Here is a 13,382-nt window from a genome sequence, read left to right on the forward strand (position 1 = left end):
CACTTTTTTTACTGCCTGCCAGAGTCCGAGTTTTACACGACCCGACGATTATTTAAAATCTGCGTATGGGGTAAGCGGCTCTGGCGGCATATCGAGATCGCCGTCCCAGCCGGCGGCGGAGTAGCGCACATAGAGCAGCCCGTGGCTCGGGGTATAGTCCTTCGCCTGTTGAATATCCACTCCTGCGCCGATAAACCAGTGCGGTGTAATACGGCGCTCGACGACGGCCTGTAAAGTATAGCCGACGCCGCCTCCGCTGCTGCTCGCCGAGGTGGGATTACTCGCCAGCGTAAAGCCGGGATTCACCGGATAGCGCTGCTGCGCGTCTGTTTTCGAATGCGACCAGGAGACCGAGCCGCCCAGATCAAACGACCAGTTTTCGGTGCGCTGCCGCCAGGTGACCGGCACGGAAAACGACAGATACTCTTGCGGGCTGTAGTAGCCGCCCTGCCCGAAGGTATAGCCGCTGAGATCTTTCTGGTAATGCCACAGCATGGAGTTGAACCCCACGGTGGCGCGCTGGTTATCGGTATTGATCAGCTTGTAGTAGTAGCCCGCCATCAGGCGCTCGCGGCTGTTGTCCGTGACGTTCTCGCCGGTGATCTGATGCGCGCTGATATCGGCCCAGACGCCGTGTGCGCCGCCGCGATCGTAGCTCAGCCCGACGCTGCCGCCGGTCGCCACCACGCCGCCCCAGGTTTTGCCGCCGTTGGCCGCCGGATCGCGCGCGCCCGCAAAGGCGAGCAGCGAGCTGGAAACAGGCCGCCGCGAGGCGGTGAGCGTCACGCCGACCTCTTTTACGTCGGTTTTCCAGCTCACCCCACCTACCCAGTTAGTGACCTCAAAGCCAAGCGGCGTCGTGCCGAGGTCGGCCGACCAGACATCGTTGCGCCAGCCGACGCCCAGCGCGGTGCCTTCATCGCGCTGGTTGGCGTAGCGGCTACAGCCGCCTGAGTTCGCATCGTCGCAGCTGCCAAAAGTCTCGTCAAAACTGCCGTTGCTGGTAGAGAACGTGCCTGCCGACACCTCAACGCGATCGAGTCGTAAAAAGCCGCGTCCGTCAGCAAGCGGCGTTTCCGCCTGCAGCATAGTGGTATGAGCGGTAAAGTCAGAAACGCCGCCGGTGCCCTTGTTACGCGAATAATCCTGCTCCAGCATCAGCGTGGTGTCCTGCTGGCGATAGAGATCGGCGGCGTCGCTGCGGATGCTGCGCTTCAGCCAGTCATCCTGCGCGTTATTGCGCGTCAACCGGCTGATATTCTCGCCGTCGCCGATACCGCTGGCGACCATCGCCTGCCGGTAATCCGCCAGCGCGGCGTCGGGTTGCTGCTGCACGCGCTCAAGCCGCGCTGCATCGCGAAATACCAGCGCCTTATCCTGCGAAGGCGGCTGCGAGGCGGCGCGCTGCTTCAGACCCGCGAACTGCGCGGCGGCCTGCGTCACGTCGCCTGTCGCCTGCCACGCCAGCGCCACGCGGCGGTCGGCGTTCAGGCTGACCTGTGCGGGCGGCAGCGCCTTTAACGCCGCGCGCGCCTCGCTGGTGCGGTTCAGCGCCACCAGCGCCTCGATACGCCCGAGCGACGCATCGCCGTTGTCGGCGTCCCGCGCAAGCACCTGTTGATAACCATCAAGCGCCTCTTGCGCATCGCCGCGCGCCAGCGCCCAGTCGGCCAGCGTCAAATCGCGGCGGCTCGAGGCGGGCTGCTGGCGCAACAGGGCGATGGCCTCTTTCTCCTGCCCTGCCGCGCGTAAATCCTCCGCATGCGCGAACAGCTTATTCTGCGTCAGGCGTTCAGCCAGCTCGCGCATATTGCTGCTCCACTGCGCCTCCGGCAAACGATGCAGCGCCGCCAGCGCCGCCTCGTCATCATCCTTACCGGAGAGGTAGAGCGCCGAAGCATAGAGTGCGTTGGCATCCTGCGGGCGCTGCTGCTGCAGCGCCGCCATAACGGCATCCGCCTGCTGCGGTGCGCCGCCGTTGCGCAGCGCGCCAGCCAGGCGATAGCTGAGCCAGACGTCGTCCGGCGACAGCGCCTGCGCCTGGCGATACTTCTCCGCCGCCTCTGACCAGCGGCTCTGCTGCGCCAGCGTGTCGGCCTCGGCGCGCAGGCTGTCGCTGCGCAGGGAGCGAAGGGTATCGGCCAGCGCACGCTGCTGCGCGGCGGGCAGGCCGTTAATAAACTGCATCGCGCGCGCTGGCGACTGTGTCTGATAAAGTCCCGCCAGGCGGCGAACCGCAGTGGTATTGCTGGCGTCAAGACGCAGTGCGCGCTGCCATAACTGCTCGGCGCTCTGCGCATTGTTGCGCGCCATCGCCACGTCCCCAAGGCCAATCAGGGCATAGCTGTCGGTATTATCCAGCGTCTGCGCGTCGCGATAGCGGCGCTCCGCGCCGTCGAGATCGTGCTGCGCCAGCGCCTTATCGCCTTCATCAATGGCCTGCCAGTAGCGGTTGGTTTGCAGCAGCGACTGCCACTTGCCCACCTGCGTGCTTTGCTGGCCTGCCTGAATCGCGCGCTCCAGCCAGAGGACAGCGGCGGCGCGATTGTTGGCGCGCGCCTGCGCCTGGCCCATCGCCCCCATCAGATCCGCATCGTTGGGATTAGCCTTTAGCGCGGCGCTCAGCGTCGCGATGGCGTCGGCGCCGCCGCCTGCGTCCACCAGCGCCAGTCCACGCATACGTTCGCGATAAGCGGGATCGGCGAGCAGCGCCTGCTGTTTCGCCAGCGCGTCCAGCCCCTGCTTCTGCGCGTCGCCTTCGGTAAAGACGGAGAGGTACGTTTTCAGCTCTGCTACGCTGCTGTCGCTGACCGGCTGATTAGTGATCTGCTGCAGCCAGAGTTCCGCCGCCGCGTCGCGTCCGCCGTTGCTGCTCGCCAGTCGCTTCAGCTGCTCTACCGCCTGCGCCGTCTGCTGGCGATCGAACGCCATACGCGCGATTTGCAGCTCAACGCCGATATTGCCGGGGTAGCGCTGCTCCAGCGCCTGCAGCTGCTGATAAGCGACATCCTGCTGGCCCGGTATGCGCGCCAGCAGTCGCCAGTACTCCAGCGCGGTATTCGCATCGGGAAAGACGCCGTTGAACAGCACGTCGTAGGCGCTTTTCGCTTCCGCGAGGCGGCCGGAGGTGGCGAACAGGCGCGCCTCCTGCAGCTTCTGCCGTCCCTCAGACGACATCAGCGCCAGACCCACGGCCGATTCGCGCGTAGCCGCCGAATCGGGGGCGACCTTTTTCAGCTGCTCCAGCAGCGTCTGCGCAGCGGCGACGTCGCCCTGATGCAGCGCCAACCGCAAACGCGCCGCCAGCACCTGCGGGTTATCGGGATCGATCTTCTCCAGCCGGTAGAGCGACTGCTGTACCAGATCATATTTGTTAGTCGACTCGCCGGTGCGGATCTGCGTCAGCAGCCAGTCCACCGGTGAGACCTCCGGGCCTGCGCCAGGCGCAGCCAGTCCCGGCAGCGCGCCTAACACGCCGCTCAGCAGCAGGCTCGCCCGTAGCGCGTAAGCTTTATTCATCTTCATCATCAAGCAGACGGCGACGGGTAATGATGCGCATCAGGCGCCAGGTCATCAGCGCAAACAGCACCACGACAAATACCGCGCAGAGCGCCAGCCAGAACGGATGCGTCGCCAGCATCGTCCATAAACGCTTTCACCAGGGGAGATGGCCGACGAAATAGTTACCGCCGACGCGCAGGCTGTTAACGCCCGACTCGCGGATAATGGCGGCGGAGCCGAAAATCGCGCCGCGCTTGCCGCTGTCGATCAGCGCATCGTTCAGTAGCTGCCAGGCGCGCGGACTGCCGTCCGCCAGCAGCGCGACCACGCTGCGCTGATCGTTAAACGGCGACTGGAAGCCGATAACCGTCGCCAGCGGACCGCGCGAACCGATGGCGGTGGTGCTCTCCACCGCGCGATCGCTGTCGCTGAGGCTGCCGCTATCGGTGGCCGCCTGGCGCACAGGCGTGTTGATCCAGCTTGCGGCAGCGTCGACCAGCGCGCTGATCCGACGGTCATCCTGCAGATCTTTCGGGATGTCGCCGATCATCAGCAGATCGGCGTCCTCATCCTTCGCCTTGCCCCAGTCGTCGGTAAATTGCACCCGCAACGCCGGATAGCCGGTTTGCGCGCCGATATTGCCCAGCGTGTTCAGCAGCGTACCAACCTGCTGCGCGTCGGGTTTCGGCTGCACCAGCACCAGGGTCTGCGCCAGATCGGCGTAGCGCGTGAAGGGGAAGCCCGCGCCAGCCCAGGCGCGCAGCGAAGGCATTTCGATATAGTGACGGTAGCCGGAGAAATCGACGCTGGAACTGTCATCCACCACCACATGATGGCTGACCGGCGTGACGGTTTCGCAGCGTCCGTCGGCCGTGCCGCCGATATAGGTGTTGGAGTAGTCGAAGTCGAAGCGCAGCTGATTCACCACGCCGAGACGCAGCGCCGGAATCGTCAGCTGGCGGCTGTTATCCTGCAATCCCTGAACCAGCGGGATATGCAGCAGTTGCTGACCGGCGGTGTTTTTCGGCGGCAGTGGGTAATCCTGAATGAACTGGTTATTCAGGTTGACCGCCAGCCGCGAGCCGTCTGCCTGAATCGGCGCGGTGTAGCGATAGCTTAAATCCATATCGATGCCGCGCGCGCGCACCAGAAACAGGTCGGGCGGCAGATTAAGCGTCAGGCTGACTGGATTCGGCTGCAGTCCGTCGGACTGCAGCTGGTTCTCATACTGCGTCAGTTCGGCGAAGGTGGTGCGTCGATCGGTACGCACCCAGTTCGGCGCGTCGTAGGCTTTGCGCGGCGCGAGCAGCTTCACGCTGTCGATAGTCGACGTATCGCCGCGCAGCAGCAGCTCGCCCTGCGCGATGCCCTGCACCGCTGTCAGCAGATCCTGATCGTTGCGCCCCAAAATCAGCAGCATCTTTTCGTAAGGATTGTCGGGCTGACTGACGATCTCCACCGTGGGTTTGGTCACCGGCGGCAGATCTTTCAGAAAGTCCGGGCGAGCATCATTGGTGGCGAAGACAACGGCATGCTGCTGCTGCGGCAGCTGATTGTAGAGCACCGGGAAGTTCTGACCGCGCCATGCGGCTTTGCTGCCGAACCAGGAGGCGAGTATCGCGGCGGCGCGCTGCTGCGTCACGTCCGGCTGCGCGGCAAAGACGACCGGCAGCGTCAGCGGACGCTTGTCGCGCGCGTCGAAGAACGGCTCCGGAAAGTGCGACAGGTCATTTTTCAGCGGCAGCTTTTGCAGCGTTAAATCGATGCCGCTCTCTTTACCGATATCGAGCCAGATGGTGCTGTTGGCCGGGTTTTCGCAGACGTTGGCGTAATGACCAACCAGCTCAAAGCGCACGCGGTTGAAGTCGGTAATAAAGCGCGGATCGATCGCCATCTGGGTTTGATTCTCTTTGCCGAGCTGCTCCGGCGTCACGGTGATAACGCCGATCAGTTCGTCGTTGAGGTAAACCTTAAGCTGCGACAGCGTCGGCAACAGCGCGGGCGAGGGACGATAGCTGAGGTTAAGCAGCGCACGCGTCACCACCTCGTCGCTGCGCACGCCGAACTCAATCTGACCGATCGGCTGCGTGCCGCGTAGCGTCATGCTGCCCGGCGGCGGCGCCAGCTGGGTAAAGTCGAGCTGGCTGTCGCGCAGCGGCGCGGCGGGGTCCTGCGGCGCGGCCTGAACCGGCGCCGGGTCGGCGGCGTTCGCTGGCGCGGCGTCCTGCGCAGCGGCGCAGCTCAGCGTTGCGGTGCCCAGCAGCAGGGCGGTAAACCAACCGTTCACTCTCGTCATCGTCATATCATCAACTCAATACGTTTTTTGAAGCGGGCCCACGTCCGATGCCTTGCGGCAACAGCGAGGCCAGCCAGCTCACCCCAGCGGTAAGCAGGTTAAACAGCCGACGTAACTGCGGCGGACCATATTCCGCCAGGCGCAGATAGCCTTTAAAGCCGAGGATCATGATGTCGGCGAGGCTCTGCACCGGTTTATCTTCCGGGAAACCGTCCTGCCACAGCGCCCAGGTATCGGCGCGGGCGAAGGTGCACTGGATAAATTCGATGTGCTGCTGGGTCGTAAGCTGATGCAGGCGAATACCAGCTGATGCAGGCGAATACCGGCGCGCAGGCCAAAAACGCGCTGTACGCGGCAGGGAAAGCTGAACTCCTGCTGGCCGCGGCGCAGCAGCAGCCAGACCTTTTCATCTTCCTTCAGCGCATTCGACTCGCGCAGCTCGACGCCGACACCGCCGTCGGAGTAGTCGCGCAGCGTACAGGGCAGCATATGCCCGTCTTCGCGGGCAATGGCGGCTGGCATAGCGATCTCCACGCGGTGCGCCTCGCGGATCTGCCGCGCCTCGACGGAAACCGCCACCGCGCCGCCGAGGATCACCATGTTGTAGACGACCCAGACCAGGCTCACCCACACCGTCAGCACTTCATTGGCCGGGCCGTTGTGCATGCGCCAGAACGCCATCGCGACGCCCGCCAGGTTGAGCAGCACCAGGAACATATAGGGTTTAGTGATCACCCAGTCGAGATGATGCTCCTCGACCAGACCGCCTTTCGCCGTGACGTTGAATTTGCCCTTATGCGGATTAAACAGAGCCACGGTGGTCGGCCGGGCGATATACCAGGCCAGCACGGTTTCATACACTTCGCTCCAGAAGGAGTGACGCCAACGTCCCTGAATGCGCGAGTTGGTCAGGCTGGTGTGTAGCATATGCGGCAAGACGTAGATGGCGATCGCCAGCGCGGGCGCGTAGATGATGTAAGCGTGGCAGAGCAGAAACGCCAGCGGCGCCAGCAGGAAGATGAGCCGCGGAATGCCGGAAAGAAAGTGCAGCATGGCGTTGGCGTAGCAGAGACGCTGTACCCACTTCAGCCCCTTGCCGAATAAGGGGTTATCGAGACGGAAAATCTGCACCATACCGCGCGCCCAGCGGATGCGCTGGCCGATATGCGCCGACAGGCTTTCGGTTGCCAGTCCCGCCGCCTGCGGAATGCGGATATAGGCTGAGGCGTAGCCGCGCCGGTGCAAACGCAGCGACGTGTGCGCATCTTCAGTAACGGTCTCTACTGCAATGCCGCCGATCTCATCCAGCGCGCTGCGGCGCAGCACGGCGCAGGAGCCGCAGAAGAAAGTGGCGTCCCAGGTATCGTTGCCGTCCTGCACCAGGCCATAAAACAGCGAGCCTTCGTTCGGCGTGCGGCGGAAGCGGCCCAGGTTGCGCTCAAAGGGATCGGGCGAGAAGAAGTGGTGCGGCGTCTGCAGCATCGCCAGCTTCGGATCCTTAATAAACCAGCCGATGGTCATCTGCAGGAAGGCGCGCGTCGGCACATGGTCGCAGTCGAAAATCGACACAAATTCGCTGCGGCAGCGCGTTTTCAGCGCGTGGTTGATGTTGCCCGCCTTGGCGTGTTCATGCGTCGGGCGCACCACATAGTTAACGCCGACGCTGGCGGCGAATTCGCGGAACTCTTCGCGGCTGCCGTCGTCAAGCAGGAAGATATTGAGCCGGTCTTTCGGCCAGTCGATGCCCATCGCCGCATAGATGGTCGGCTTGACGACGCTGAGCGGCTCGTTATAGGTCGGTACCAGCAGATCGACGCTCGGCCACTGATCGAGCGTCGTCGGCATCGAGACCGGCTGGCGGTTAAGCGGCCAGAGCGTCTGGAAATAGCCCAGCACCAGCACCACCCAGGCGTAGGTTTCCGCGGCAATCAGCAGCAGACCGAACACCAGGCTGAGCGGATCGTCCCAGTTTAACGTCGAGGTGTAACGCCACCACAAATAGCGGCAGGAGACAGTCAGCGACAGCACAATCAGCATCATGGTGGGGAAGCGGCCCGGCACGCGCCGTACCAGCATCGCCAGGCACCAGAGCAGCACCACAAAGATAAACTGTGTCATCAACCCGAACGGCTGACTGATACAAAGCAGCGCCAGCAGCGAGGCGAACAGCGCCGCACCGATAAAGATCAGGCGACGCGTTAACGGCGATAACCGCTGCAGCCGCTGCTCAATACGTTCGTCGACATTGCCCGTCTGCACGCGCGCGGAGAGCGTATCGAGCCACTGATAACCGCGCTGACGCCAGCGAAACAGCGGCTGGAAGGCTTTAAAGCGCTGCCGTTCGCTGCGGCCGCTCTCATCCTGCGGCAGGGTAATGACCAGCCATAGCGTCTGCACCAGATAGCGAAGAATGTCTAACGGACGCGGCCGTTCCGGCGAGATATGCGGATAGAGACGACGGCGATCCTGAATAATGCGCTGCCAGCCCGGCGTTTCAAAACGCAGCAGCGCCCAGCCCAGCGTACACCAGAGCAAATTCAGGCCGCTGGCGAAGCGGGAGGCCCCCTTGTCGCGCGCCGTGGCATAGCGCACACGCAGCGCCTGCCAGACCGGCGCGGTCAGCAGCCAGCGCAGCGGATTCATGGACGCGCTCCGTTCAGATGGAGCAGCAGCCAGTTCGCCAGCGTCGTGATCTCTTCGCTGACCAGCGCGTGCGGACGGTACTCCCCTACCGGCTGCTTCATCATCAACGCTTCCGCCAGCGCTTCGTCACGGTGGACTAACAGCGGGATCAGGTTGTTCAACGACGCGACCCACAGCTGATGGAGATCCTGCTGCAGACGGCTGTTGGCGTTGAACTGATTGATAATAAAGTGCGTATGCGGCGTAAAGCGCTGCTGATGCAGGCGCAGATGACAGTTGGCGTCCGGCGCCAGCACGCACAGCACGCCGTCGAGTTGTTCATAAAGCGTTTCATGCCAGGGCAGCAAATCGGCCGGAAGGTCAAAAATCAACCACTTATAGCGACTGTTCAGATCCGGCAGCGCATCAAGCAGCGGCGCGGCGACCGCGGCCTCCTGGCGCAGCAAAGTAAAGTCCTGCTGATGAGAAAGCGAGCCGTGCGGCAGCAGATCAGGACCATGGGGATAGCGCAGCGCGGTTGCCTGCCAGGCGTCACCGCGGCGCAGCGCCTGCATCCAGCCGTTTTCCGGCAGCGCGGGCAGGTTGAAGTGCGCGCCAAGCTGGCTGGACGGAGAGCCGTCGATCAGCAGCACGCTTTCTCCGAGTGCCGTCAGCGCCCAGCCGAGCGCCGCGCAAAGGGAAGTTGCGCCCGTTCCGCCGCGTACGCCTTGCAGCGCGATCAGCGGCATTAGCGCGTACGTCCCGGCCTGTCGCCCGCCGTTTCAGCCAGCAGCGGCCAGCGCGCCACGATGTTCGTCAGGCGCTCTTCACGGGCGATATCGATATAGCGAAAAGCCTGCAGAGAAAAAGCGTCGCGCAAGGCGCTAATATCATCCTGACGTTGGCCGTCGGACGCGACCAGAGTATAAGCATTTTCATTTTTCATTACTTTTCGCCACGGATAAAACAAGGTCGGGTATAAGGCGGTTATATTCACGCGGGAGTTAAATCGACTCCGTCTGAATCGGCGCGATGATAGATCAATGCGAACCCGTCTGTCATAACGTATTTTTAAATTTCTTTGGTTGCATCCTGCCCCGTCTATAATAAGCTAGCCTGGACTGAACAAATCGCGAATTCAATATGAAAAATTCCTTTGCGCTGGGGCTGTTGCAGGTTCAGCCTGAATTAACGGTATTGCAAACGCCCGGCTGTTATTGGGTAACCTGCGCGCGTCATGAAGACGCGCGCGCTTTTATTCGGCAGGCTATCCTGGCGCAGCAATCCGTCACCCTTATCAGCGCAGACGAAAAACCACACGATCTGTTGACGCCGGACCCTGCAGGCGGTCCAGATCGTATTCCGTTGTTTTCTCTGCCTAAAAATAAAAGCAGTTTGCTGCGTCTGGAGAGCGACTTTACCCGTAAGCTCAGCAGTAAAAACGGACTGGTGATTTTTAACAGCAGCGCGGCGCAGTGGGATAAACTTGACGAGGCGGAGTTAACCTCCTGGATAAAGCGTATGCGTCGGGTGCTGAATAAAAAGCAGATGACGCTTTTAATGGTCACGTCAGGCGCAACGATAATTAACCTGCGTAATAATCTTCAGCGTTATTTTCGCCAGCTGGACGGCGTGGCTCATTTAACATTTCAACAGGATAGCTGGCAGTATCGAATTAACTGGTGGTACGCCGGCGATCGGCTGCTCGCTGACCGCGCCATTCGACTTGACTGCAAAGACGATCGTTTTTACGCCGTAAATGAAAATGAAAAGCAGGAGCCGCTCAGCCTTAACGATGAGCAACATTATCTTGCGGAGAAAATAGTGCTGGAGGGCGCGCCGCCGCTTTCGCGTCAGTGGCAACTCTTTGACGATAATGAACAGGTCTTTTTCCGTGCGCAGCAGGCGAGCGCCGCGACGGTGATTTTCAGCCTGACCCGCAGCGACTATATCGGCGAGCTGGCGAAAATGGTGCACAGCCTGCGCCGCGCGCGCGGCAACGGCTTAAAAATCGTGGTGCGCGAGATGGGCACCAGCCTGCGCTACAGCGATGAACGCCTGCTGCTGGCGTGCGGCGTCAGCGCCATCGTGCCGACCAGCGCGACCATGTCGCGCTTTCTGACGACGCTGGAAGGTCTGCAGGGTCAGGTATTCAACCGCCGCGTGCCTGCCAACCTGGACGCGCTGACCGCCGCGCTGCAACCGCTGCAGGAGAAAGGCTATCTGCGCCTCGATGCCTTCTGTCAGGCGGTAGGACAGCTGATCGGCAATACGCTGCTGCCGGAGAACGATAAAGGTTTGCTGGTGGCGCTGCGCCCGGTGCCGCAGCTTAAACCGCAGCAGGTGTTGACTCTGTGCAAACCGCGCCGCTTCGGCGATCTGGTTACGGTGCTGGACGATCGCGTCATTCTGTTTCTCTCTTCCTGCCGCTATAACGATCTTGATAAGGCGCTGAAATTTATCTTTTCGCTGCCGCACGACGAGCTTTTCGCTAACCGACTGGTCTGGTTTGAGGACAATCAAATTCTTGCGGAAATCAACAACATAAAAAATCTGACGCCCAATGCGCTGCAGGACATTACACCCGAGCTTCAGCCAACGCAGCCCGCCGCAGAATCGGTTGAAACCCGCGAGCGCCCCACGCCGCAGCCCATCATTTTACTGGCGGAGAGTAAAACCCGATGAACCTGATGGACTGGGTGCAAATCGCGCTCTTAATTCTGGTTATTTTATTGTTTTTAAAGCCGTTATATCGGCAATGGCTGCCGCGTCGCTGGAACGGCATGTTGAATCGCCTGCTGCCCGCCCGTGCGCTGAAGTCTGAAGGTCACTGGCAGCGTAAATCCTCGAAAAAGGATGCAAATCATTAATGAATAACGATCAATCCACTTCCGCTCACTCTTCCCGCTTATGGTCTTACTGGCGCGGGCTGGGCGGCTGGAACTTCTACTTTCTGCTTAAGTTCGGTCTGTTGTGGTACGGCTACCTCAATTTCCACGCGTTGAGCAACCTGATATTCCTGGCCTGGCTGCTGTTCCCGCTGCCCTCGCCGCGTCTGCATCGCCTTCGCAGCTGGATATCGCTTCCCATCGGCTTCGGCCTGTTCTGGCACGATACCTGGCTGCCGGGCATAGAGAGTATCCTTAGCCAGGGCAACCAGGTGGCGGGCTTCTCCGGTGCCTATCTGCTCGATCTGGTTAATCGCTTCATTAACTGGCAGATGATCGGTGCCGCCTTTGTGCTGCTGGTGCTCTATCTGTTTATCTCGCAGTGGGTACGCGTGACGGTGCTGGTCTCCCTGATGCTGATCTGGCTTAACGTGCTGACTATCGCCGGTCCCGCGCTGTCGCTGTTGCCAACCAAAGCCGCCACGCCAGAGGTGGTGCTGAACCAGACGCCTGCCGCCGGTCAGCCACAGGCCGCCAGCGCGCCGGACGGGCTTGACCAGTCGGCGCCGCCCACCAGCGCTAATCTTACCGCCTGGCTGAACCGCTTTTACGACAGCGAACGCAAGCGTGTGACCCATTTTCCCGACAGCCTGCCTGCGGATTCGCAGCCGTTCGATATTCTGGTGGTAAATATCTGTTCGCTCGCCTGGTCGGATATGGACGTCTCACAGCTGCGCAGCCATCCGCTGTGGCAGCACTTTGATATCGTGCTGAACAACTACAACTCCGCTACCGGCTACAGCGGCCCGGCGGGCATTCGTCTGCTGCGCGCCAGCTGCGGCCAGACCTCGCACAGCGATCTCTATAAGCCGACTGACGCGCGGTGTTATCTGTTTGATAATCTGGCCAGGCTGGGCTTTAAAGAGCAGCTGATGATGGATCACACCGGCGTGTTTGGTAACTATCTGAAGGAACTGCGCGACGACGGCAATATTCAGGCGCCGCTGATGTCGCAGGCGGGTATTGCGCCGGAGCTGACCTCGTTCGACGGCTCGCCGGTGTTCAACGATGCACAGCTGATGCAGCGCTGGCTTGACGATCGCAGCAAGAGCAGCGACGCGCGCAGCGCCACGTTCTATAACCTGATCCCGCTGCATGACGGCACGCGCGATCTGGGCAGCACCCAAACCGCGCCGTGGAAGCCGCGTGCACAGGTGCTGTTCGATCAGCTTGATGCCTTCCTGACGAATCTTGAGAAGTCGGGACGACGCGTGATGGTGCTGGTGGTGCCGGAGCATGGCGCGGCGCTGCAGGGTGACAAGATGCAGATGTCTGGCCTGCGCGATATTCCCAGCCCGAGCATTACTCACGTGCCGGTTGGCATTAAGTTTGTCGGCATGAAAGCGCCGCATCAGGGCCAGCCGTTAACCATCGATACGCCGGCCAGCCTGCTGGCGATTTCCGAGCTGGTTTCCCGCGTAGTGGACGGTCAGGTATTTAACGCGCCGAACGTGAATATGTCGGTGCTGGCGGACAAACTGCCGCAGACGCCGGTTGTCTCGGAGAATGACAATGCCGTGGTGATGATGTATCAGGGCAAGCCCTGGATCCGGTTGAACGGTGGCGACTGGGTGGCTTATCCGCAGTAAGCGGGTTTCGCCCGCCTGGTTTGCATGGCGTTCGCTGCGCGAACGGCTGGCGTTGTGCAGGTTCCGCCCGCCAGGCGTCGGGGAATTTCAGCAGCTGCGCTGCCGGCGTGCGTATTAAGGGGCTTGCCAGCCCCTTAACAATCCCGGCTTCCGGCAGCCTCCACGCCGCGCTATGCGCGGTCCCTTCGTTGCTTACGTCAGCCTTACGGACCGCGCGGATTCGCCGTCCTGGCTCATGCCGCGCTCTCGCCGACTTCCTGTCGGCTCGTCCTGGCCGCCGTGCGCGCCTCAGCGTGTCGGATGCCTCTGTCACACCCTCGCCTGTGAGTTCTCATTTTTTTATAAACGGCTGCGTTGTCTGTATGCAGGATGCGCGCTTGCAGCGATAAGATTGCGTCTTCTGGAGTCAGGACTCTTCGTCCTCGC

Annotated in this window: 6 protein-coding genes and 2 pseudogenes; 3 read left to right on the forward strand and 5 right to left on the reverse strand. The window is 61.5% G+C overall.

The features are described 5' to 3' along the window. Positions 1-48: 48 nt before the first annotated feature. From bcsC to bcsR, 5 genes and pseudogenes are all read right to left on the reverse strand, one after another. The gene (gene bcsC / locus EKL29_RS19605) at positions 49-3,519 is read right to left on the reverse strand and encodes a cellulose synthase complex outer membrane protein BcsC (protein WP_126690493.1); all 3,471 of its coding nucleotides are present in this window, start codon (positions 3,517-3,519) and stop codon (positions 49-51) included. Further along, positions 3,512-5,797, reverse strand: a pseudogene (gene bcsB / locus EKL29_RS19610) (cellulose biosynthesis cyclic di-GMP-binding regulatory protein BcsB). Before bcsB ends, bcsC begins: the two are co-directional and overlap by 8 nt. A gap of 10 nt (positions 5,798-5,807) precedes the next feature. Beyond that, positions 5,808-8,440, reverse strand: a pseudogene (bcsA, locus tag EKL29_RS19615) (UDP-forming cellulose synthase catalytic subunit). Continuing rightward, on the reverse strand, positions 8,437-9,168 hold the full coding sequence (bcsQ, locus tag EKL29_RS19620) for a cellulose biosynthesis protein BcsQ (protein ID WP_126690494.1): 732 nt from the start codon (positions 9,166-9,168) through the stop codon (positions 8,437-8,439). The pseudogene bcsA and the gene bcsQ overlap by 4 nt, the downstream one beginning before the upstream one ends. Further along, positions 9,168-9,365, reverse strand: coding sequence for a cellulose biosynthesis protein BcsR (gene bcsR, locus EKL29_RS19625; protein WP_120457991.1), 198 nt, complete (start codon positions 9,363-9,365; stop codon positions 9,168-9,170). The genes bcsQ and bcsR overlap by 1 nt, the downstream gene beginning before the upstream one ends. A 197-nt stretch (positions 9,366-9,562) precedes the next feature. On the opposite strand from bcsR, the gene bcsE reads away from it, so the two are divergent. From bcsE to bcsG, 3 genes are read left to right on the forward strand one after another with little or no spacing between them, the layout of a single operon-like run. Continuing rightward, positions 9,563-11,104: a cellulose biosynthesis protein BcsE gene (bcsE, locus tag EKL29_RS19630; RefSeq protein WP_126690495.1), complete on the forward strand. Its 1,542-nt coding sequence runs from the start codon at positions 9,563-9,565 to the stop codon at positions 11,102-11,104. After that, positions 11,101-11,289: a cellulose biosynthesis protein BcsF gene (gene bcsF, locus EKL29_RS19635; RefSeq protein WP_126690496.1), complete on the forward strand. Its 189-nt coding sequence runs from the start codon at positions 11,101-11,103 to the stop codon at positions 11,287-11,289. Before bcsE ends, bcsF begins: the two co-directional genes overlap by 4 nt. Then, positions 11,289-12,956: a cellulose biosynthesis protein BcsG gene (gene bcsG / locus EKL29_RS19640; RefSeq protein WP_120457997.1), complete on the forward strand. Its 1,668-nt coding sequence runs from the start codon at positions 11,289-11,291 to the stop codon at positions 12,954-12,956. Before bcsF ends, bcsG begins: the two co-directional genes overlap by 1 nt. Positions 12,957-13,382: the final 426 nt, after the last annotated feature.

This window comes from Pantoea sp. YU22, from assembly GCF_003970755.1.
Classification (GTDB): domain Bacteria; phylum Pseudomonadota; class Gammaproteobacteria; order Enterobacterales; family Enterobacteriaceae; genus Pantoea; species Pantoea piersonii.